The sequence below is a fragment of the Rhodopseudomonas palustris genome, assembly GCF_003226555.1.
Taxonomy (GTDB): domain Bacteria; phylum Pseudomonadota; class Alphaproteobacteria; order Rhizobiales; family Xanthobacteraceae; genus Rhodopseudomonas; species Rhodopseudomonas palustris_I.
In genome coordinates this window covers 17358-37744 of record NZ_QKQS01000001.1, presented here as the reverse complement: position 1 = coordinate 37744, position 20387 = coordinate 17358, and the positions used below count along the sequence as shown (strand labels likewise).

Annotated in this window: 22 protein-coding genes; 10 read left to right on the top strand and 12 right to left on the bottom strand. The window is 66.5% G+C overall.

Annotated features, from left to right (window positions below; all coding sequences use genetic code 11):
• Nucleotides 1-9 precede the first annotated feature (9 nt).
• Both DNX69_RS00225 and DNX69_RS00220 read left to right on the top strand, forming a co-directional pair.
• The gene (locus tag DNX69_RS00225) at nt 10-1263 is read left to right on the top strand and encodes an arsenic transporter (protein ID WP_110784130.1); all 1254 of its coding nucleotides are present in this window, start codon (nt 10-12) and stop codon (nt 1261-1263) included.
• A gap of 123 nt (nt 1264-1386) precedes the next feature.
• Nucleotides 1387-2124 (top strand): DUF3750 domain-containing protein, encoded by a 738-nt coding sequence (locus tag DNX69_RS00220; protein ID WP_110784128.1) that lies wholly within the window; start codon nt 1387-1389, stop codon nt 2122-2124.
• On the opposite strand, the gene yidD is transcribed toward DNX69_RS00220, so the two are convergent.
• Entirely contained in the window at nt 2081-2503 is a 423-nt protein-coding gene (gene yidD, locus DNX69_RS00215; RefSeq protein WP_165825141.1) for a membrane protein insertion efficiency factor YidD, read from the bottom strand. The two genes, DNX69_RS00220 and yidD, sit on opposite strands and share 44 nt — an antisense overlap.
• Nucleotides 2504-2736: 233 nt before the next feature.
• On the opposite strand from yidD, the gene DNX69_RS00210 reads away from it, so the two are divergent.
• The gene (locus tag DNX69_RS00210; RefSeq protein WP_110783862.1) at nt 2737-3627 is read left to right on the top strand and encodes a hypothetical protein; all 891 of its coding nucleotides are present in this window, start codon (nt 2737-2739) and stop codon (nt 3625-3627) included.
• A gap of 200 nt (nt 3628-3827) precedes the next feature.
• On the opposite strand, the gene DNX69_RS00205 is transcribed toward DNX69_RS00210, so the two are convergent.
• Nucleotides 3828-4280, bottom strand: coding sequence for an iron-sulfur cluster assembly scaffold protein (locus DNX69_RS00205; RefSeq protein WP_110783861.1), 453 nt, complete (start codon nt 4278-4280; stop codon nt 3828-3830).
• A gap of 266 nt (nt 4281-4546) precedes the next feature.
• On the opposite strand from DNX69_RS00205, the gene folE reads away from it, so the two are divergent.
• Both folE and hisI read left to right on the top strand, forming a co-directional pair.
• A complete protein-coding gene (folE, locus tag DNX69_RS00200) occupies nt 4547-5236 on the top strand; it encodes a GTP cyclohydrolase I FolE (protein WP_110784127.1) in 690 nt (229 codons plus the stop codon).
• A 28-nt stretch (nt 5237-5264) separates the two neighbouring features.
• A complete protein-coding gene (gene hisI / locus DNX69_RS00195; RefSeq protein ID WP_110783859.1) occupies nt 5265-5720 on the top strand; it encodes a phosphoribosyl-AMP cyclohydrolase in 456 nt (151 codons plus the stop codon).
• A 9-nt stretch (nt 5721-5729) separates the two neighbouring features.
• Here hisI and DNX69_RS00190 read toward each other — a convergent pair whose 3' ends face one another.
• Nucleotides 5730-6437: a hypothetical protein gene (locus DNX69_RS00190; RefSeq protein ID WP_110784125.1), complete on the bottom strand. Its 708-nt coding sequence runs from the start codon at nt 6435-6437 to the stop codon at nt 5730-5732.
• A gap of 206 nt (nt 6438-6643) precedes the next feature.
• Between DNX69_RS00190 and DNX69_RS00185 the strand changes: the two genes are divergently transcribed.
• Complete coding sequence (locus DNX69_RS00185) at nt 6644-7666, top strand: transglycosylase SLT domain-containing protein (protein ID WP_110783858.1); 1023 nt, start codon at nt 6644-6646, stop codon at nt 7664-7666.
• Between the two features lie 7 nt (nt 7667-7673).
• Here the strand turns inward: DNX69_RS00185 and DNX69_RS00180 are convergent, their stop codons facing one another.
• From DNX69_RS00180 to DNX69_RS00155, 6 genes are all read right to left on the bottom strand, one after another.
• Complete coding sequence (locus tag DNX69_RS00180) at nt 7674-8621, bottom strand: LysR family transcriptional regulator (RefSeq protein ID WP_110784123.1); 948 nt, start codon at nt 8619-8621, stop codon at nt 7674-7676.
• A gap of 78 nt (nt 8622-8699) precedes the next feature.
• Complete coding sequence (locus DNX69_RS00175; protein WP_110783856.1) at nt 8700-10373, bottom strand: carbon-nitrogen hydrolase family protein; 1674 nt, start codon at nt 10371-10373, stop codon at nt 8700-8702.
• Nucleotides 10374-10432: 59 nt separating this feature from the next.
• Nucleotides 10433-11230, bottom strand: a complete 798-nt coding sequence (locus DNX69_RS00170) for an ABC transporter ATP-binding protein (protein ID WP_234826802.1) — start codon at nt 11228-11230, stop codon at nt 10433-10435.
• A gap of 32 nt (nt 11231-11262) precedes the next feature.
• Nucleotides 11263-12255 (bottom strand): ABC transporter substrate-binding protein, encoded by a 993-nt coding sequence (locus DNX69_RS00165; protein WP_110783852.1) that lies wholly within the window; start codon nt 12253-12255, stop codon nt 11263-11265.
• A 35-nt stretch (nt 12256-12290) separates the two neighbouring features.
• The gene (locus DNX69_RS00160) at nt 12291-13076 is read right to left on the bottom strand and encodes an ABC transporter permease (protein WP_110783851.1); all 786 of its coding nucleotides are present in this window, start codon (nt 13074-13076) and stop codon (nt 12291-12293) included.
• A 317-nt stretch (nt 13077-13393) separates the two neighbouring features.
• Nucleotides 13394-15016 carry a carboxylesterase/lipase family protein gene (locus DNX69_RS00155; protein ID WP_110783849.1) on the bottom strand — a complete coding sequence of 541 codons (1623 nt, stop codon included), beginning with the start codon at nt 15014-15016 and terminating at the stop codon, nt 13394-13396.
• Between the two features lie 232 nt (nt 15017-15248).
• Here DNX69_RS00155 and DNX69_RS00150 point away from each other — a divergent pair, with 232 nt between their 5' ends.
• A complete protein-coding gene (locus DNX69_RS00150; protein ID WP_110784122.1) occupies nt 15249-16418 on the top strand; it encodes a DUF2336 domain-containing protein in 1170 nt (389 codons plus the stop codon).
• A 152-nt stretch (nt 16419-16570) separates the two neighbouring features.
• Here DNX69_RS00150 and DNX69_RS00145 read toward each other — a convergent pair whose 3' ends face one another.
• Nucleotides 16571-17161 carry an Hpt domain-containing protein gene (locus tag DNX69_RS00145; RefSeq protein ID WP_110783848.1) on the bottom strand — a complete coding sequence of 197 codons (591 nt, stop codon included), beginning with the start codon at nt 17159-17161 and terminating at the stop codon, nt 16571-16573.
• 16 nt (nt 17162-17177) lie between these two features.
• Nucleotides 17178-17723, bottom strand: coding sequence for a response regulator (locus DNX69_RS00140; protein WP_011158922.1), 546 nt, complete (start codon nt 17721-17723; stop codon nt 17178-17180).
• Nucleotides 17724-17959: 236 nt separating this feature from the next.
• Between DNX69_RS00140 and DNX69_RS00135 the strand changes: the two genes are divergently transcribed.
• From DNX69_RS00135 to DNX69_RS00130, 3 genes are all read left to right on the top strand, one after another.
• Nucleotides 17960-18145, top strand: coding sequence for a hypothetical protein (locus DNX69_RS00135; RefSeq protein ID WP_234826801.1), 186 nt, complete (start codon nt 17960-17962; stop codon nt 18143-18145).
• A gap of 196 nt (nt 18146-18341) precedes the next feature.
• On the top strand, nt 18342-18509 hold the full coding sequence (locus DNX69_RS26180) for a hypothetical protein (protein ID WP_165825140.1): 168 nt from the start codon (nt 18342-18344) through the stop codon (nt 18507-18509).
• Nucleotides 18510-18672: 163 nt separating this feature from the next.
• Nucleotides 18673-19377, top strand: coding sequence for an SDR family oxidoreductase (locus DNX69_RS00130; protein WP_110783845.1), 705 nt, complete (start codon nt 18673-18675; stop codon nt 19375-19377).
• Nucleotides 19378-19539: 162 nt separating this feature from the next.
• On the opposite strand, the gene DNX69_RS00120 is transcribed toward DNX69_RS00130, so the two are convergent.
• Entirely contained in the window at nt 19540-20367 is an 828-nt protein-coding gene (locus DNX69_RS00120; RefSeq protein WP_110783844.1) for an oxidoreductase, read from the bottom strand.
• Nucleotides 20368-20387 lie beyond the last annotated feature (20 nt).

The window sequence follows — 20387 nt, the reverse complement described above, 5'->3', positions numbered from 1 at the left end:
TCGAGTTTCATGCTGTCCCACGATCCGATTCTGACCTGGTGTATCGTCGCGCTCGCCACTGCCGGCGTGATCATTCGTCCGCTGCGATGGCCCGAGGCGGTGTGGGCGGTGGCAGGCGCGTTGGCGCTGGTCGTGCTCGGACTGTTGTCGTGGCAGGACGCGCTCGTCGGCGCGCGCAACGGCATCGACGTGTATCTGTTCCTGATCGGCATGATGCTGATTGCGGAGCTGGCGCAGCGCGAAGGGCTGTTCGATTATCTTGCGGCCTACGCAGTCGAACACGCCAAGGGATCGCCGCAGCGTCTGTTCCTGCTGGTGTATGCGGTCGGCGTGCTGGTCACCGTGCTGCTGTCGAACGACGCCACCGCAATCGTGCTGACGCCGGCGGTGTACGCCGCGACCCGTGCGGCCGGCGCCGCGCCGCTGCCGTATCTGTTCGTCTGCGCGTTCATCGCCAATGCGGCGAGCTTCGTGTTGCCGATCTCCAATCCGGCCAATCTGGTGGTGTTCGGCGAACACATGCCGCATCTCGGCGGCTGGCTGCAGCAATTCACCCTGCCGTCGCTGGCGGCGATCGTCGCGACCTATCTCGTGCTCCGTCTTGCGCTGCGCCGGTCGCTCGCCGAGCAGACGATCGAAACCCGGGTGGCGACGCCGCATCTGTCGCGGGGCGGCAAGCTCGCCGCGGTCGGCATCGGCGCCATCGCGATCGTGCTGCTCACGGCCTCGGCGCTCGACGTCGCGCTCGGCCTGCCGACCTTCGTGTGCGGCCTCGTCACCACCGGAGCCGTGCTGGCGCTGGAGCGGCAATCGCCGGTTCCGGTGCTGAAGGGCGTGTCGTGGAGCGTCGTGCCGCTGGTGGCCGGGCTGTTCGTGATGGTCGAAGCGCTGGGCCGCACCGGCGTCATCAGCGCGCTCGGTGGCGTGCTGCGTGAGGCGGTGGCCGATGCGCCGCGGCTCGGCTCGTGGGCGGCCGGCATCGTCACCGCGATCGCCTGCAACATCGGCAACAACCTGCCGGTCGGCCTCGTCGCCGGTTCGGTCGCGGCCGACAATCACTTGCCGCGCGAGACCATCGCGGCGCTGCTGATCGGCGTCGACCTCGGGCCGAACTTCTCGGTCACCGGTTCGCTCGCCACCATCCTGTGGCTGGTGGTGCTGCGCCGGAACCAGATCGAAGTCACTGCCTGGCGGTTCCTCAAGCTCGGTCTCGTGGTGACGCCGCCGGCGCTGATCGCGGCGCTCGCGGCTGCGGTGTGGTGAGCAGCCAGGCGCCAGGGTGCTGATCACCGCGCGCTGTTCCAGCACGACCGCGTGAACGGTTCTGGCGAGGGCACGCGTGCCGTCTATATTCCCAGCATCCTCGTTCGCATCGATCATCCCCGCGTGAGACGTTTCGTGCTGATCCTGTTGTTGTTGCTGGTTGCGCCGATCGCCGTGTCGGCCGGAAAATATTGGCTGGGCGATCGCAGCGTCGACTGGCAGAGCGCCGACCGTTCCAGCGCCGGACTGCTGCCGCCGGCCGCACAGCATCCCGAAGCTGTGGTGCGGGTGTTCGCCGCACGCACCGTTCGCTGGCGCGGCATCTTCGCCGTGCACAGCTGGATCGTGGTCAAGCCGGCGGGCGCGTCGCGCTACACCCGCTACGACTACACCGCCTGGGGCATGCCGATTCGCGTCAACGGTTTCGTGGCGGATGGCCGCTGGTTCGGCGACGAGCCGCAACTGATCGCGGCGGCCGACGGCGAAGCCGCGGCGGTGATGATCCCGAAGATCGAAGCTGCGGTGAAGAGCTACAAGCTCGCGGCTTATGGCGACTATCGCGCTTGGCCGGGGCCGAACTCCAACACTTTCGTGGCTGCGGTGATGGCGGCCGTGCCGGAGCTACGCACCCCGCTGCCGCCGACCGCGATCGGCAAGGACTATCCGTGGGACGGCGCGTGGATCGCGTGGACGCCGTCCGGCACCGGCATTCGCGCCACGCTGGGCGGTTACCTCGGGCTGACGCTGGGATGGATCGAGGGCGTCGAACTCAACGTCCTCGGCGCAGTGCTCGGATTCGATCTGCGCCGGCCGGCGATCAAGCTGCCGGGGCTGGGCCGGATTGGTCTTGATCCGGCGTGACCGGATGCGAGCCGCAACCGCACGGCGCGGCGGGCTCCGGCGGCGGCGCGTTGACGCCGCGCCAGCGCGCATAACGCCACGGCAGATACCAGCGCGCGCCGGGAGGCGAGACTTGCGGCACCAGATCGATGCCAGACGTACCCCACGGCTGGCAACGTAGCAGCCGCGCCAGCGTCATCCATCCGCCGGCCCACAGTCCGTAGCGGCTGATCGCTTCATCCCCGTACATCGAACAGGTCGGATAGTGCCGGCAATTGTAGCCGACCAGCGGCGACAGCGTGTGCCGGTACAGCCAGATCAGGCCGCGGCCGGCATTGCGCGGCAGCCGCAGCACCAGCTCGATCCAGTTAGTTCCGCCTGTTGGTAGTTTCACGAGCATGTGCCAATTCGATGAGCGGCGTTTTGCCTGGTTCCGTTGCGGGGAACGGCGGCTCGCCGACATTTGCGCAACACTTCACCAAAACTCGCGCTCTGTTGAGCGCGGCGCAGCAAAACGCGGTGGTGTTTGCGGTTGATCAAAGTTAGCTTTTTCACAACGGTTAGGTAACAGAGACGTGACAGATTCGGTTTGGAACTTGTCACGCAGTTGCTGCCGGAGCGAAGGAAGCAAGGTTGGGACGCGCGGTTCTCTCCTGTTTGATCGGTTCAGCGCTGTGGCGGATCGCAGCGCTCGGCATCGTTCTACTCGGGTTCGCAGCCGACAGCAGCATTCCTGTCACCGCGGGGGCCAGCAGCCTGGAGGCGCGGCGGCAGCCGATGAAATTCGGCTGGGTCGCCTGCGACCCGAATTGCGGCGCCTGGATCAGCGCCGTCGGCATCGTCACCGTCGATACCCCGAAGGATTTCGAGGACTTTGCCCGCGACCGCAACCTCGGCGGCGCTACTGTGGTGCTGGATTCCAGCGGCGGTTCGGTCAACGACGCCATCACGCTGGGGCGGCGCTGGCGCAAGCTGGGGCTGGCGACCACGGTCGGGATCAGTGTGCCGGCGGCGTCGCCGCTCGGTAACCGGCCCCGAATCGACGGCAACGCCTATTGCGAATCGATGTGCGTGTTCCTGCTGCTGTCGGGCCAGACCCGGTTCGTGCCGGAAGGCGCGCGTGTTCGGGTGCATCAGATCTGGATGGGCGACCGCGCCGAGGATGCGCGCGCCGCCAGCTACACCGCGCAGGACATGTCGATCGTCGAGCGCGACATCGGCCGGCTGGCGAAATTCACCTTCGAGATGGGCGGGACCGGCGATCTGTTGTCGCTCGCGCTCAGCGTGCCGCCCTGGGAAGATCTGCACGAATTGTCGCGGGCGGAGCTGCGTGACACCAACCTGATCACCACCCAGGCGATCGCCGATCTGCTGCCCGGTCTCGGCACCGCGCCGGCCAAGACGGTGGCTTCAGCAGGGCCGAAGCCGGTGCAGGACCGGTTCGCCTCGCAGCCGGCGCCGGCCACCAAGACCGCCGAAGCGCTCCCCACCGGCGGCACCGCCCCGGCGCAACCGGGGCACTGACTCAGGGCCCGTCCTTCCGGGGCGCTCGCGCCAGCGAGCGAACCCGGAATCCCGAGATTAGACTAACCAGCACGTCATTCCGGGGCGCGCGAAGCGCGAACCCGGAATCCCGAGATTGTTGCGCATTGGTTTTCGAACGTCGAGATTCCGGGTTCCCGCGCTCCGCGCGTGCCCCGGAATGACTCGTGGAGGGGGCGGGCTTACGCTGTCGCTTTGGCGCCGTCGCGCTCGGCTTCGATCTGGTCGATGGCGTCGACCACGGCGTCGAAGGTCAACAGCGTTGAGGCGTGGCGGGCCTTGTAGTCGCGGACCGGCTCGAGCATCGCGACGTCGGCCCATTTGCCGTCGGGCGGGGCGCCGTTCTCCTTCAGCATCTTGCGCACGGTCTCGCGCAACGCTTTGAGTTCGCTCGCAGTCGAGCCGACCACATGGCTCGCCATGATCGAGGAGGAGGCCTGGCCGAGCGCGCAGGCTTTGACGATGTGGGCGAAGTCGGTGACGGTGTCGCCGTCCATCTTCAAGTCGATCGTCACCGTGGAGCCGCATAGTTTGGAATGCGCGGTGGCGCTGGCATCGGGCTGCTGCAATCGTCCGATCCGCGGAATATTACCGGCCAGTTCGATGATGCGGTTGTTGTAGACGTCGTTGAGCATGCGGCGAATTCCGTGCGGGCGCTCTGGCCACTGGTCGCCCGGGGCGGCGACCTTGGCGGTTCCGGCTTGTCGTCTTATATAGGAAGCGCGGCTTTCGAAATGAAGCCTCGCCGTGCGGCAGATTGCGCCGCGTGGAGGTTGCGAGCCGAGATCGGTCAAGCATTTGGCCGGCGAGGCTCGCCGAAGGGATCAAGACGACCGGCTGTTGTCCGCCCGTCTGCCCGGTGACACATCCGGCCCTCGAAGGCCGGTCGAACGGAGAGAAGATGGACGCCAAAATCAAGCCGATCCGCGGCACCAAGCCGGCCGAAGGCCGCCCGGAATTCCAGCCCGCCGAACTCGATCCGTCCGAGTTCCTCGAGGTCGCGGTGCAGCCCGATCAGCCGCGCCCGTCGCGCGCCGAAGCCGAGGCCGCGGTGAAGACGCTGCTGTCCTATATCGGCGAGAACACCGAGCGCGAGGGCCTGCTCGACACCCCGCGCCGGGTGGTGGAAGCCTATGACGAACTGTTCCAGGGCTATCACCAGTGCCCGAAGGAGGTGCTGGAGCGCACCTTCGGCGAGACCGCCGGCTACGACGACTTCGTGCTGGTCCGCAACATCAGCTTCACTTCGCATTGCGAGCACCATGTGATGCCGTTCTACGGCAAGGCGCACATCGCCTATACGCCGGTGGAGCGCGTGGTCGGTTTGTCCAAGCTGGCGCGGCTGGTCGATATTTTCGGCCGCCGGCTGCAGACCCAGGAGCATCTCACCGCGCAGATCGCCGCCGCGATCGACGAGGTGCTGAAGCCGCGCGGCGTCGCCGTCCTGATCGAAGCCGAGCACACCTGCATGTCGGTGCGCGGCATCGCCAAGAAGGGCGCAAGCACCTTCACCAGCCGCTACACCGGTGTGTTCCGCGACAATCCGGCGGAGCAGGCGCGGTTCATGACGATGGTCAAGGACCGCGGCTAACGCCCGAGTCCGGCAAGGCAATTCAATCGTGTCCAGCGAAACGCGTTCAACAACTTCACCCGTTGCACCCGACGACATCGAGGAAGGCGTTGTGCTGCGCCCGAAATTCGATTCGCACGGGCTCGTCACCTGCGTCGCCACCGATGCGCGGTCCGGCGACGTGCTGATGGTCGCGTTCATGAACGACGAAGCGCTCGACCGCACCATCCAGACCGGAGAGGCTTGGTACTACAGCCGCTCGCGCAAGCGGCTGTGGAAGAAGGGCGAGACCTCCGGTCACGTCCAGAAGGTGCTGGAGATGCGGGTCGACTGCGACCAGGATGCGGTGTGGATCAAGGTCGATCAGACCGGTGGCGCCGCCTGTCACACCGGTCGCCACTCCTGCTTCTATCGCCGTATCGATCGTGGCGGCGACGGCGCGCCGGTGCTGATCGAGACCGACGCCGAGCGCAAATTCGATCCGGACAAGGTCTACGGCAAATAGCCGGGTGGGTCAGGCCAACCGCCTGGCGATCTCGCGCTGCTGCTGCACCGGGTCGGGACCGGCCTTCGCGCCGGTCGGGTCGGCGATGCTGTCGATGTAGTCCATCGCAGCCGAGCGCATTTCTCCGTCCTTCAGGCTGATCACGCCGGACAGGGTCTGAATGTTCATCGAGCGGATGTTGTAGGCGGTCCAGGCGCTTTGCTGCTGCTTGCTGCCCGGCGCGCTGGCGCCCTTTTCCTTGTTGTAGAGCTCGAGCGCGGCGTTGGCCGCCTTCAGCGCATTCAGCCCGGCGATCTCTTTCAGTTCCTTGGCAGCCTCAGGATTGTCGGCGAAGTACTTCTCGATCTTCTCTTTCCACGGCCCTTCGGCGGTGACCTTGCCGAACTTGTCGACCTGGAGCCGGACGGCGTCGTCGAGATTGACGTTCATTTTTTTGAACGCGTCCGTGAGCTTGGTGGTCAAGGCATCGGTGCGCTGCTGCAGCATCTCGTCGAACGACAACGAGAGATTGGCGGTGGCCGCCTTGTCGGCATTGGCCTTGTCGAGGATCGCCTTGGCGCGATCGGACAGTTGCACCTTGTCGGTGGCCGCGGCTGTCGACGGGGTGGTCGGTACTGCGGAGCCGTTGGTGCTCGATCCGGCTTGCCCGATCGGAGCCAGACTCGTCGTCTGTGGCCAGCTCGATGTCGCGGTGGACGAATTGGCGATCGCGGTCATGACAGCCTCGCGCATCTGGGCCGGGAGACATCTCTAGACAACTACCAGAGATAGAACCAGCTACCCGGTTAAGACAAAGTTAAGAGAAGGCCGTCCCGGCTGGCGCGTCGCGGTTTTAACGTCTCGTTAACCATAGTCGCCCAAGGTTGCGCATGGTGGAGTGGGCGCTTCCGCGCGCGACGAGCGCATTGGAGCGGAGCAGGGCGATGGCGGCTGAGGTCTCAAATCCGGCGGTAAGGATCGTCGATCCGGCGCAGACCAAGGTCGCCGGCGCGATCAAGCAGGCTGCCGGCGCCACCGGCACCAGCTTTCAGTATCTGCTCGCCACCGCCAAGATGGAGTCGGACTTCAACCCGACCGCCCAGGCCTCCACCTCGTCGGCGCAGGGCCTGTTTCAGTTCATCGACCAGACTTGGCTCGGCACCGTGAAGGAGGCCGGCGCGCAGTTCGGCTATGGCCAGTATGCCGACGCGATCACCCGCTCGGCCTCCGGCAGCTACTCGGTCAGCGATCCGTCGGCGCGCACCGCGATCATGAATCTGCGCAACGATCCGGTGGTGTCGTCGGCGATGGCCGGGGTGCTGACGCAATCCAACAGCTTCAAGCTGACCGGCGAGATCGGGCGTCGTCCGTCCGACGCCGAGCTCTATATGGCGCATTTCATGGGCGTGGCCGGCGCCTCCAAGCTGATCAATGCGGCGAGCGACACGCCCAACGTCGCCGGCGCCGCGCTGTTTCCGTCCGCCGCTGCCGCCAACCAGTCGATCTTCTACGACCGCTCCGGCAATGCCCGCAGCGTCTCGGAGGTGTATTCCAATCTCACATCGCGCTACCAGGCCGCCGCCAATGCGCCGACGACGCAGAGCGCGATCGCGTCGGTCGCCGGCCTGCCGGTGACGCTGGCCTCGGCCGCGCCGTCGGCGCCGGTCGACAACGCCGCCTATCTGGCGAGTTTCCCGGACGTGCGGAATGTGACGCCCGCCCAGGCCGGCGATGCCGCGAGGACCGCCACGACGCAGCGCGGCAACGAACCGATCTTCCGCTCGCTGTTCCTCGGCGGTGATCGCCCCGAGCCGGTGTCGCCGGCCGTGCAATCGCTCTGGACCACGCCGCCGCAGGCCCAGACACAGACCCAGACCCCGATGCCGGATCTGTCGCACACCCCCGAAGTGCGCAAGCCGACCCCGCTCGATCTGTTCAGCGACCGCAACGGCACGTTCGCGAGCTGAGCGCTGGTCAGCCGCTCCGCTTTCGGCGGCTGCGTTGATTTTGCACCGAGTTGAGAAACACCCTGTCGGCTTCGATGCGGTTTTCCAGGTAGCTGACCACGGCCTTGATCCGCGCGACGTGCAGCAGGTCTTCGTGCACCGACAGCCAGATGTCGCGGGTGGTGAACAGCTCGGGCATCACCGGAGCGAACTCGCCATTGCCGGCGGCCACATAGGAGGGCAGCATCGCGATGCCTTGGCCGGCGGCGACGGCGATCGACTGCGCCACCAGGCTGGTGCTGCGAAAGATCGTGTGCGGCGGTCGCAGCACGTCGGACAGCCAGCGGTTTTCCTTGCTGTAGATGTAGTCTTCGATGAAATCGATGAAGGCGTGGGTCTCCAGCTCTTTGACGCTGCGCGGCCGGCTCTTGCCCTCGAAATATCGATCGGTCGCGTACAGCGAAATCCGAAACTCGCCGACTTTCTTGATCGACAGCCGCTTGCCGTGCGGCCGGAAGAAGCTGACGAAGATATCGGCCTCGCGCCGGCTGAGATCGAGCAGGCGGGTGTCGGTGATCAGCTCGATCTGGATCGACGGATAGATCCGGTTGAAGTCGGCAATGCAGCGCGTCAGATAGAAGCTGCCGATCCCTTCCATCGCGGCTATCCGCACCGCGCCGCCGGCGTCGGCGGTGTCGGTGCCGATCGCCTCGACGATCGAGTTGGCCTGGCTTTCCATGCCTTCGGCATATTGCAGCAGCCGCATGCCGATTTCGGTGAGCGTGAAGCCCGACTTGCTGCGCTTGAACAGCGTCGAATTCAGGCTGCGCTCGAGTTCGCGGACGCGGCGGCTGACGGTGGTATGGTCGACTTTCAGCTTGGCGGCGGCGCGGACCAGGCTGCGCTGCCGCGCCACTTCGAGGAAATAGACGACGTCGTTCCAGTCGTACCTGATGGTGCGCTGTGTCTTCGCCACGCCCGCCGCCGTCTCCCCGGCACGGCCGGCGCCGATGCGCCGACCTTCCGTCTGTGTCCGGACAGCCACCGAACGGGACTACGCCGCGACGATCGGAGCGTACGTCTCCACCAGCCGGTTTGCAAACATGTCCACCTTCGGGATCATCAGCTTCTGTCGGCAGACCGCCAGATCGATGTGCTTGGGCATCACCGCGCCGAGCTTCATCACCCGCGGCGCCGCGATGTTGATGTCCCATTGCGGGAAGCCGGTCGGCGGGATCACCACGCTGCCGCCGGGGTAGGGGCTGTCGACCCGGTTGGCGAGCACGACCGCGACGCGGTTGTCCTCGGCGCGCGGAACGGCCAGCAGTTCACGCTCGAACGGCTCGCGTAGTGCCGCGGGCCACAGGATGATATCGGCCGCACCGATGCCGAGGCAACGCGAGGTCTCTGGAAACACCGCGTCGTAGCCCGACATCACGCCGATACGCCCGAACGGCGTCTCGAACACCGGATAGTCGTGGCCAGCGACCGCCCATCTGCGTTCCTCGGCGGTCAGATGCGTCTTGCGATAGCGGCCGATCTCCTTGCCGTCCGGTCCGATCAGCACCGTGTTGACATAGAGCCCCGCCGCGGCGCGTTCGACGATCGGCACGGCGATCAGGCAGCCGTAGCGGGCGGTGATCTTCGCCACCGCCGCGAGGTTCGCCGCAGCTTCGTCGGCGGCCGCAGCGGCTTCCGCCGGCGTCAGAATGTAGTGCGCGCTGAACGCGTATTCGGGCAGCGTGATCACCTTGGCGCCGAGCTTGGCGGTGTGGTCGACCATGTCGAGCACCTCGGCGACGCTGCAGTCCGGCGTGACGTGGATCTGCACCGCCGCCACCTTGGTGACTGATTGCGACGGGATCAGCGGCCGGTCGGCGACGCCATGGACCGGCGTCTTGTCGTAGGGCAGCGCCATGATGCCGTAGGTCTCGGGGCGGCGGTCGGCGATCTTGTCGTTGGCGGTGTAGATCGATTTGTCGGCCGCGGCGTCGAGGTCGATGGTGGCAATCGACATCCCGTGGGTGTCGTAAGGCACCTTCGACAGCACGCGTCCCTTCGGATCGACGATCATGCTGCCGCCCGGATAGTAGATCGAGCGCTCGTACCCGGCCTTGGTTGCAGCGACCAGCCACACGCCGTTTTCGTAAGCGCGCGCCGGGCCCCACATGTCGGCCTGGTCCATCGCGAAGAAGTTCGCCATGTCGACGATCACTTCGGCGCCCTGCATGGTCATGGCGCGGAAGATCTCGGGGATGCGACCGTCGAAGCAGATCAACAGGCCGATCTTGCCGAGATCGGTGTCGACCACCGGGCAGCCGCGCTCGCCGAATGCGAACCAGTTCTGGTCGTGGGTGGCGAGGAATTGCTTGTGATAGTGGCAGGCGACCTCACCGTTGCGGTCGAACATGATGCCGGTGTTGAAGATCTTTTCCTTGGCCGGATCCCATTCGGTGATGCCGCTGGCGATATAGACACCGTGCTTGCGGCTGAGCGCGGCGAGCGCCTTGACGAACGGGCCGTCGGTCAGCGTCTCGGCGAGTTCGCGGCAATGCTCGGCGGAGTCGAACAGATAGCCGGTGTCCATGCATTCGGGGAACACGATCAGCTCGGCGCCCTGGCGGACCGCGTCCTCGACGTAAGCCGTCGCCAGCGCGATGTTGAAATCGAAATCGCCCAACTTGGCGAGTGTCTGCACCGCAGCGGCGCGAAACCGGCGCTTCGTCATGTCAGTCTCCAGATTGTAGGATGGTTCGAGGTGGTCGGGCCCGGCTCAGCCGGTGCCCGTCATTTCTTCACTTCCTGCCAGAAGCGATCGAGGCAGTGGCGCTTCAGCGCCATGAACGCGTCGCCGGTGGTGACTTCGAGATTGCGCGGCCACGGCAGATTGATGTCGACGATCTCGGCGACCTTGGTCGGGCGCCGGGTCAGCAGCACCACCTTGTCGGCCTGTTCGATCGCCTCGTCGAGGTCGTGCGACACCAGCAGCATCGTGGTCTTGGTCTTCATGAAGATCTTCTGCAGCTGCTCGCGCATCGACATCGTCATCTCGTAGTCGAGCGCCGAGAACGGCTCGTCGAGGAACAGCACCTCCGGCTCGGTGACCAGCGCGCGCAGGATCGACACCGTCTGCTGCTGGCCGCCCGACAGCGTGTAGGGATAGGCGTTCAGATCGATCCGGATCTCGAACTCCGCCAGCAGCTTCTCGATCCGCCGGTTGCGCTCGGCGCGCGGCACGCCCATCACCTTCAGCGGGTAGTGGATGTTGTCGATCGCCTTCAGCCAGGGAAACAGCGCCTCGCGATAGTTCTGGAACACGTAGGAGATCCGCGTCTCGGCGATGCGCTGGCCGTCGTACAGCACCTCGCCGGCGTCCATCGGCATCAAGCCCGAGATCATGTTGATCAGCGTGCTCTTGCCGCAGCCGTTGGGGCCGAAGATCGAGATGAAGTGGCCGAGCGGCAGTTCCATCTCGAAATCGTCGTAGACCACCGCGTCGTTGAAGGTCTTGCGCAGGCCGCGGATCGTCATCAGCGCCTGCCGTCCCGGCCGCGGAGACGGCGTGGACGAGTCCACTGCGGTCATGGCCGGCCGGGCCCTGAAGACGCTGCTGCTGTTCATTCGCCGAGCTCCGCCTTGGACAGCAGCTTGTCGCGGACGTTCAGCGGTCCGGCCATCACGCCTTCCTTGATGAAGATGTCGACCAGAGCCTGGTATGACTTGATATCGGTGTCGTCGAGCTCCTTGAACCCGCGCAGATAAGGCTGCGCCACCAAATCGAGCTGATCGGCCTTGATCGCGGTGTAGTGCGGCAGCACCGCCTTGTACTTGGCGAAATCGGCATTCACCAGGTCGGTGGCCTGATCGATCACCGCGACCACGCGCTTGGCGACGTCGGGACGCTCCTGCAGGAACTTGGCGGTCATCACCGAGGCGCCGGAATAGAACGGATCGGCGATCACCACCGAGCACGGATTGGTCATCGCGCGCTTGGCCTTTCCGGACGCTACTGCGATCGAGCCGACCGGCTCCAGCGACAGCGTGGCGTCGACCGTGCCGCCGACCACCGCCGGCACCTGCATGGCGACCGCAAGATCGACCAGCTTGACGTCCTTGTCCGGATCGAGCCCGGCGGCGCGCACCATGTGGCGGGAGATCGTCCGCCACTGGATGCCGGGGACGTGGCCGAGCGTCTTGCCCTTCAGGTCGGCGAACGACGTGATGGTGCTGTCCGGCTTGACGATCAGCCCGTCGTTGATGCGGTCGACCTTGATGCCGCCGCCCTGCAGCCCGAAGATCTTCAGCTTGCCCGGGAATTTCGACTCCGCGATCATCGCGATGCCGGCCGCGGCGCCGGGCGGTCCGAAATCGGCGCGGCCGGCGATCAGCGCGTCGATGATCTGGTTCGGCGATTCCATCTTGTTGGAGTCGATCTCGATGCAGGCCTTCTCGAACAGCTTCTGGTCGAGCGCGACGTAGTAGGCGGTGGTCTGCATGATCGGCAGCCACGCCGCCGTCACCTTGTCCATCTTGTCGCAGGCCGCCTGCGCGCCGCCGGCGGCGGTGAGGGTGGCCGTCACCGCGGCGGCGAACAGAAGTGATTTCGACATCGTTGTCTCCTTGTGAACGGGGGCAGCGGAGCGGGTCATTTGCCCGACCAGTGGATGATCGAGCGTTCGAGAAACAGCAGGATCAGATTGAGTCCGTAGCCCATCGCGCCGGCGATCAGGATCGAGCCGTACATGTCGGTGAGCGAGTACGAGATCTGCGCGTCGATGATGCGGTGGCCCATGCCGTCGGTGGCGCCGATGAACATTTCGGCGACGATGATCACCACCAGCGCCAGCGACACCGCGGTACGCAGCCCGATGAAGGTCTGCGGCAGGGTCTCGAAAAAGATCACGTCGCGGAAGATGCGGAGCGAGGAGGCGCCCATCGAACGGGCGGCGAGGATCCGGGTCTGCCGTGCGTTCATCACGCCGTAGGCGACGTTGAACACGATCACCAACCAGGCGGCGAACGCCGCGACCGCGATCTTGGCGAGATCGCCGAGGCCGAACAGCAGCAGGAACAGCGGAAACATTGCGGTCGCCGGAGTCGAGCGGAAGAAATCGACGATGAACTCGACCGAGCGATACACCGCCGCCTTGGCGCCGAGCACGATGCCGACCGGCACGCCGGCGACGATCGCGATCGCGATCGAATAGGCGACGCGCACCATCGTGTACCAGAAATCCTTGGTGATGCTGCCGGACCAGATCGCGCCCGCGGTGTCGCGCAGGGTATCGGTGGGCGAGGGCAGCAGGTCCCTGTTGACCCAGCCTGCGCGCGCCGCGATCCACCAGACGCCGAACAGCAGGATCGGTCCGATCGCCAGTTCAGTGGCGCGGCGCAGCCGCGCGGCCGTCGTTTTCGAGATCACTGACTGCACAACTATCTCCGGATCGTGAGGCGGATGTGTTGGTGCGCCCATCATCGCCGAGCGGAGCGGACTGAAAAGGACGAATTGTGCAACGCAATGTGCAAAAATGCATATCCAACCGGTTACGGCCGGCGATTAATTTGTAATCATACATTGTCGCGTTTATGGGCGCCCGCCATCGCGCCGCGCGGCGATGCGCCGCATCGGTCCGAGCCGCGAACTAACAACTTTGAGAGCGTTGGCGATCGACGGCGGCCCGTTCCGCTGGTGCGGAGGGGCCTTGGTGCCGTGCCGAATGGGAAAGGACGGGCGCCGAGCGCCGCGCCTCACTCCGTCAGGATGGTCGGATACAGCGTCTTCCAGAATGCGCAGTGATGCTGCGCGGCGGCGTCGAACGGGCCGAGCTGGCCGGGCGTGAGATTGAGCACCTGGGTGTCGCCGGTGAACTGCGGCCACGCCGGGGCGCCGTGCGCGGCCGGCTTGCCTGTTTTGGCGAAGCTGGTCCAGTACGCCACCATCTGGTCGGCGAGCGCCTGCGAGGCCGGCTTCAGGTCGGGGCCGGCGAGCGCCTGGGTGTTGTCGTAATGCGGGAACAGATACGGCAGCTCGGAGGAGTGCACCGCGCCCATCTCGAAGCCGGGATCGGCGGTGACCGGCGGCGCGTCGCGGTCGCCGAACACGAACGCGTACACCGGCACCGATTTGCGCAGCAGCTTGGCGGTCTGCAGATAGATGCAGTTGTTGATGCCGACGTCGGCGCGGAAATCCGACCACACCGTGCCGAGCGCGCTCGGCGCCGACGTGTAGTTCGCCGCCGGGTACTGGGCCAGCACCTTGTCGGTGTGCTCGCCGTACACCGCCTTCAGCTGGTCGGCGTAGTTGTCCGCATTGATGGTGTCGCCGGCCTGCACCGCGTAGGCGACGTAGAGCCGAAGCTCGTCGCGGGTGCCGCCGTTGATCATCGGCACCTTGACGAATTTGCCGGCCGGCAGCGCCTCGGCGCCCGGCAGCGGCACCGTCTTGGCGCCGATCACCGGCAGGAAGGTGACGATGCTGGAGCCGGCCACCTTGGTGCCGGCATCGAGCAGTTCGTCCACACTCTTGTCGCGCAGACAGGACAGCGCGGTGGCGTCGTCGCTGCAGCCCGCTTGCGCGGCGACTTTCTCGCCGACTTTGTTGCCGTCGGCGACGCTCGGCAGCGGCGTGACGCAGCCGGCGCTCTGCACGATTGCCTTGGCGAACAGGCCCGCGGTCTCGTCCGGCGCCAGGATGTGCATGCAGACGCTGGCGGCACCGGCGGATTCACCGGCCAGCGTGATGTTCTCCGGATCGCCGCCGAACGCGGCGATGTTCTGCTTCACCCAGCGCAGCGCCAGCCGCTGATCCTCGAGGCCGTAGCCGCCGTTGTGATCGGCGTCGAACGCCGGATGCGCGGTGAAGCCGAACACGCCGAGCCGGTAGTTCATCGACACCATCACCACGTCGCCCTGCCGCGCCAGATGGTCGAGCGGATACAGCGCGCTGGAGCCGCCGACGAAGGCGCCGCCGTGGATCCAGACGATCACCGCGCGCTTGCGCGCGGGCTCGCTCGCCGGTGCGGTGACGTTGAGAACCAGGCAGTCCTCGTTGTTACTTGATTCCGGAATGCCGTAGCGCTTCGGCTGCGGACAGGCACTGCCGTAGGTAGTGGCGTCGCGCGTGCCCTGCCACGGCGTCGCCGGCTGCGGCATCGCGAAGCGTAGTTCGCCGACCGGCGGTTTGGCGTAGGGGATGCCCTTGAATTCCCGCACGCCGTCATGGACCACGCCGCGCACCGTGCCGAGTGTGGTCGTCACCAGCACCGGATCGGAAGTGGCCTCAGCCGCGGTTGCGGCCGTGTAGCCCAAGCCGAGAAACAGCAGGGCGGCGGCCAGCGCGCGGCGGCGCGGCGTTCGGGCGATGTCGGGCAAGGCGATCCTCCGAGGTGGCGCGGCTGCAACGTCCGCTGCTGTGCTGTTAGCAAGCGCTGGTTCGTGCGAGGTTAAGTCACCGAAGAGGCTCGGGCCGCGCCTCGCGTCATTAACGAAACGTCAACGTTCGCAGCCGGTTATGGTGAACCCTTTGTTAAGAGGCATGGTTTATCGATTGTTGCTGTGAGGCGCCGAGAAGGCGTTGAGTGAAGTCGCGTCGGCCGGAAGTGTCATGATTGTTCGGCAGTTCATCAGTTGGATTGGTCACGCCCCGGCCGGCGAACGCGCCGAAGCCACTCGCGCTCTGGCCCGCGCCTGGTTGATCTCGGATCTCTCGATCGACGACCGCATCGCCGCCGAAGGCGCGCTGCTGTTGATGCTGGACGATCCCGCGGCGCAGGTGCGCCAGGCGATCGCCGAAGTCTTTGCCTCGACGCCCGATGCGCCGCCGACGATCGTGCGCGCGCTCGCCAATGATCAGGCATCGGTTGCGCTGCCGGTTCTGGAATTCTCGCCGCTGTTACTTGACGCCGATCTGGTCGACATCGTCGCCACCGGCGACAACGCGGTGCAATGCGCGGTGGCGCGGCGCTTCCAGCTGCCCCCGGCGGTGAGTGCGGCGATCGCCGAGGTCGGCTCGCCGGCTGCGGCGCTGGAGCTGATCGAAAATCCGCACGCCGAGCTGGCGCCGTTCTCATGGGACCGCATCGTCGAGCGCCACGGCCATCTCGCGGCGATTCGCGAGTCGATGCTGGCGCTGCCGGACCTGCCGGCGGCGATCCGGCTGGCGCTGGTGGCGAAGCTGTCCGACACCTTGCAGCACTTCGTCGTGGCGCGCGGCTGGCTCAGCGCCGACCGCGCCGCGCGCGCGACCGGCGAGGCGATGGATCGCTCCACGATCGTGATCGCGGCCAGCGCTCGCGGCGCCGATATGGCCGGCTTGATGCGGCATCTGCGCGAGACTCGCACGCTGACCGCCGGGCTGATCCTGCGCGCGCTGCTGTCCGGCAATCTGCCGCTGGTCGAGCACGCGCTCGCCGAACTCTCCGGCACCGCGCCGGCCCGTGTCGCGGCGTTGCTCGCCGACGGCGGCCGCACCGCGCTCAACGCGCTGCTCGGCCGTGCCGGCCTGCCCGAAACCGTGTTCCCAGCGTTCCGCGCCGCGCTCGCCGCCGAGCGTGAGATCGGCTTTGTCGCCAATGAGTCCGGCGCCGCGCGGCTGCGTCGCCGCATGGTCGAGCGGGTGCTGACGCAGTGCGAGACCGATCCCGACGCCGCCGGCTCGCTCTTGATCCTGCTGCGCCGCTTCGCCACCGAATTCGCCCGCGAAGAAGCCGCCGCACTGCGCGACGAAGTGATCGCGGAACAACAAGCCTGGTACGCCGCACCGGTCGCGGCGTAGCACAGCCCTGCAAGCCAACCAAAAGTCATTCCGGGGCGCTTGCGCAGCAAGCGAACCCGGAATCTCCGCTGTTGAGCGCGCGGCGTTATCACAACCTCTGGATTCCGGGTTCGCCGCTGCGCGGCGCCCCGGAATGACAAGCGCGTAGCGACCTACTCCTCCGGCACCAAGCTCGGCGCCAGGATGGCTTCCAGATGCTCGGGGCGGTCGCGGTTGACGGCGGCGAGGTAGTCGTCGGCGACGCCGCGCAGCTTGCGGTTCAGCGCGCGCTGCACTTCGGATTTCTGGCCGCCGGCGCCTTCGCGCACGATCGCCTGGATCGCGGCGACGTGGTTGGCGATCAGTTCGGCCGGCACCTTGGCGAGATCGGGCGCGTGCTCGATGATCCGGCACAGGCTGGCGGCGGTCGCGGCCGCGGCCGGGAAGCCGAAGGTCGACGCATCGCCCTTGATGTCGTGGGCGGCGCGGAACAGCGCGGCGCGATTGTCCTTGCTGACGCCGTCGCGCAGCAGATCGGCGTGGGCGGCGGCGAGCCGCTGGCATTCCTCCGCCATCCAGTCGCCGAACTCGCCGGACAGCGAGGCCAGCGCCGCTTCGGCGCGCGCCACCGGATCGTCGGCCGGCTCGGTCGGGGCGTCCTCGGCCAGCCGCCGCATCACGCGGCGCAGCGGATTGGCCTGGGTGATCACCTGATGGGTCGGGAAGGTCGCGACCTGAAGGTCGCCGGGGCGTGGCTTGCTCATGGCTCTCGGACGCCTGCTAGGTGTTGACCCGGGCTTTGTCGAGCAGCGACGGCTGCTGGATGATGTCGGCTTCGCCGCCGTGGCGCCGCTCCGGGCCGATATAGCCGGCGGTGGTGTTGCGGCGGCGATCGGGGCCGAAGTAATTGCGGGTGCGGATGAACGGGCGCGGGCTCGCCACCACGTTGAGGATGCGCTGATACAGCCCCTTCGACGAGATCGGCTTGGCGAGGAATTCGGTGACGCCGGCGTCGCGCGCCAGCGTGACGCGGCGCTTTTCCGAATGCGCGGTCAGCATGATGATCGGCGCGTAGGGATTGCCCTTGGCTTCCGGCTGCCGGATCATCTGCGCCAGCTCCAGCCCGTCGAAGATCGGCATCTCCCAATCGGTGATCAGGATGTCGGGCGAATAGTGGCTGTACATTTCGAGCGCAGTGGCGCCGTCCTCGGCTTCATAGACTTCGCGGGTGCCGAACGAATGCAGCAGCGTGCGCAGGATGCGCCGCATGTGCGGATTGTCGTCGCAGATCAGGAAGCGCAGCTTGTTGAAGTCGATCCGATACATGGCACGGCCCGGGCGCGCCTTGCGCCGATAAACGTTGCGTTAACGATAGCGGCGCGTCGTTAAGGAAGGGTTGAAGGGCAGGCGGGCCGCGCCGTGCGCCGCCGCACGCCGGCGCCCCCCGACTTTCGGCTGCGACGCCGTAGCGCAGCCTTGCCGAATCCACGGAACCCACAAGCCGGTGGCGATGGAACCCGAAATCGTGCGGACTAGGAATTGTCCTGATTCGGATGGCGCGCATGACCACGACCACCCCGCATTGCCCGACCTGCAACGTCCCCTTGGAGCTCACCGGCAATCGGCCGCTGGTGCAGGGCTATCAGGTCCGCGAATACAGATGCCCGGATTGCGGCCGCGAGACCCACCGCGCCACGCCGTGGGACCATTCGCTCACCGAGCCGCACGCGCCTTTCTATCACGACTGAATCGTGCTGCACTGCAGAAGGCGCGGGCTTAAGCAAGGATTAGCCATCGCGCACGACGGCAGGCTTCGCGGCGGCGACCGGTTGTTCCCGGTCATTCATGATTATCACTCCGGCGCCTAGCATCGTGTATCGTTCGCACAGCGACGCAGCCGGCGGTCCCACGCGGGCCGCGCGCCAATCGAAGAGAGGAACGACCATGGGTGACGATGTCGTAGCGTTCGCAGTGTTCACGCTGATCTGCAGCGCGTTCCTCGCCGGGCTGATGCTGAATTACAGCCGCCGCATCAACCGCCTCCGCAACACCGTCTCGGCGCTCACCGAGCTCGTCCCGCAACCGGTGCCGGTGCGCAGCAAGAAGGGCTGAGCGCTCAGGCCTCTCCTCCCGAGTCATTCCGCGGCGCTTGCGCAGCAAGCGAACCCGGAATCTCGCTCTGCGCCGCGCCGCCGTTCGCGCGGCCCGCCATTGCTGCTATCACGCGCGGGGCAGGCCAAGTGCCGGCCCGCTGGAGCAGCAGACGGAGGCAAGCATGGCAGTCGACAAAGTGGCCCTGATCACCGCGGGCGGCAGCGGCATGGGCGCCGCGGCGGTGCGCCGGCTGGCCGCGGACGGCTTTCGCGTCGCGGTGCTGTCGTCGTCCGGCAAGGGCGAAGCGCTGGCGCGTGAGCTCGGCGGCCTCGGCGTCACCGGGTCGAACCAGTCGAACGACGATCTGAAGCGGCTGGTCGATCAGGCGATGGCGCAATGGGGCCGCATCGACGTGCTGGTCAACAGCGCCGGCCATGGGCCGCGCGCGCCGATCCTCGAGATCACCGACGAGCAGTGGCATCAGGGGCTCGACGTCTATTTCCTCAACGTCGTCCGCGCCACCCGGCTGGTGGCGCCGATCATGCTGCAGCAGAAGGCCGGTGCCATCATCAACATCTCGACCGCCTGGGCGTTCGAGCCGAGCGCGATGTTTCCGACCTCGGCGGTGGCGCGGGCCGGGCTCGCCGCCTACACCAAGATCTTCGCCGACCAATACGCCGCCGACAACGTCCGGATGAACAACGTGCTGCCCGGCTGGATCGACAGCCTGCCGGCCACCGACCAGCGCCGCGACTCCGTGCCGATGCAGCGCTACGGCACCAGCGCCGAAATCGCCGCCACCATCGCCTTCCTCGCCTCCGACGGCGCCGCCTACATCACCGGGCAGAACATCCGCGTCGACGGCGGCCTGACGCGGGCGGTGTGAGGGCGGGGCACCCGGAGAGGCAGATCGATTGTTCAGCCGCAGCCTCCGCCCCGAGTCGTTCCCGCCTGCGCGGAGACGCCGCTGCGCGACCGATTCCGCGTGCCGCCCCTGTGACGATCGCGACCTTGCCAGCCAGGCTCCCGCTTTCTGGCATAGCGTTCATCACGAACCCTCCGGAAAATCGGTCGAGCGGGTCACATTTTCCCAGCGGTCGATGTCCTCGATCACCGCGTCGAGCTTCTCGCGCGCGCGGCGCAGTGCGTCGCTGCCGAGCAACAGGTGAAGCGGGGGCTCAGGTGAGTCGGCCAGTGTGAGAATGGCGGCTGCTGCGCGATCGGGATCACCGATTTGTCGGCCGGCCATCGCATCCAGATGGGCGAGCGCCTCGCCGACACTTGCCTCGTAAGCATCAGCGCCCTTGCTGCGACGGATCGAATGATCCGAAAGGAAGTCGGTACGGAACCCGCCCGGAGCAACTGCCGTCACCTTCAAACCGAGCGGCGCAACCTCCTGCGAAAGGCTTTGCGACAGACCTTCCATGGCCGACTTGGTCGCCGCATACATGCCGGACGCGGCCATCGGAGCGCGCCCCGCGATCGATGTCACGTTGATGATGTGGCCGGCCCCTTGTCGGCGCAAATAAGGCAATATGGCCCGGATCAGCCGGAACGGCCCGAACACGTTGACGTCGAACAGCCGTGCAACATCGGCATCGCTCGCCTCTTCGATGGCGCCGAGCAGGCCATAGCCGGCGTTGTTGACCAGCACATCGATGTGATCGACCTTCCGAAATGCCGCCTCGATCGCAGCCGGGGCGGCGCTCGGATCAGCAACGTCGAGTGACATAACGTGGAGCGTGCCGGTGCTTGCGTCGAGGTCGGACCTACCCTCGCGCACCGTTCCGATCACGGTATCGCCTCGCGCCAGTGCGGCCTGGGCCAACGCCTTTCCAAGCCCACGGGTGATACCGGTAATGAACCAAGTCTTCATGGTGGATCTCCTTCGACCGG

Excerpts from the sequence above, each read along its gene's own strand:
- DNX69_RS26180 (WP_165825140.1), top strand. The coding sequence starts at position 18,342 with ATGGGTGACGATGTCGTAGCGTTCGCAGTGTTCACGCTGATCTGCAGC.
- DNX69_RS00175 (WP_110783856.1), bottom strand. The coding sequence starts at position 10,373 with ATGACGAAGCGCCGGTTTCGCGCCGCTGCGGTGCAGACACTCGCCAAG.
- DNX69_RS00130 (WP_110783845.1), top strand. The coding sequence starts at position 18,673 with ATGGCAGTCGACAAAGTGGCCCTGATCACCGCGGGCGGCAGCGGCATG.
- DNX69_RS00170 (WP_234826802.1), bottom strand. The coding sequence starts at position 11,230 with ATGACCGCAGTGGACTCGTCCACGCCGTCTCCGCGGCCGGGACGGCAG.
- DNX69_RS00225 (WP_110784130.1), top strand. The coding sequence starts at position 10 with ATGCTGTCCCACGATCCGATTCTGACCTGGTGTATCGTCGCGCTCGCC.
- folE (WP_110784127.1), top strand. The coding sequence starts at position 4,547 with ATGGACGCCAAAATCAAGCCGATCCGCGGCACCAAGCCGGCCGAAGGC.
- yidD (WP_165825141.1), bottom strand. The coding sequence starts at position 2,503 with ATGCTCGTGAAACTACCAACAGGCGGAACTAACTGGATCGAGCTGGTG.
- DNX69_RS00205 (WP_110783861.1), bottom strand. The coding sequence starts at position 4,280 with ATGCTCAACGACGTCTACAACAACCGCATCATCGAACTGGCCGGTAAT.
- DNX69_RS00140 (WP_011158922.1), bottom strand. The coding sequence starts at position 17,723 with ATGTATCGGATCGACTTCAACAAGCTGCGCTTCCTGATCTGCGACGAC.
- DNX69_RS00185 (WP_110783858.1), top strand. The coding sequence starts at position 6,644 with ATGGCGGCTGAGGTCTCAAATCCGGCGGTAAGGATCGTCGATCCGGCG.
- DNX69_RS00165 (WP_110783852.1), bottom strand. The coding sequence starts at position 12,255 with ATGTCGAAATCACTTCTGTTCGCCGCCGCGGTGACGGCCACCCTCACC.
- DNX69_RS00135 (WP_234826801.1), top strand. The coding sequence starts at position 17,960 with ATGACCACGACCACCCCGCATTGCCCGACCTGCAACGTCCCCTTGGAG.
- DNX69_RS00150 (WP_110784122.1), top strand. The coding sequence starts at position 15,249 with ATGATTGTTCGGCAGTTCATCAGTTGGATTGGTCACGCCCCGGCCGGC.
- DNX69_RS00120 (WP_110783844.1), bottom strand. The coding sequence starts at position 20,367 with ATGAAGACTTGGTTCATTACCGGTATCACCCGTGGGCTTGGAAAGGCG.
- DNX69_RS00190 (WP_110784125.1), bottom strand. The coding sequence starts at position 6,437 with ATGACCGCGATCGCCAATTCGTCCACCGCGACATCGAGCTGGCCACAG.
- DNX69_RS00145 (WP_110783848.1), bottom strand. The coding sequence starts at position 17,161 with ATGAGCAAGCCACGCCCCGGCGACCTTCAGGTCGCGACCTTCCCGACC.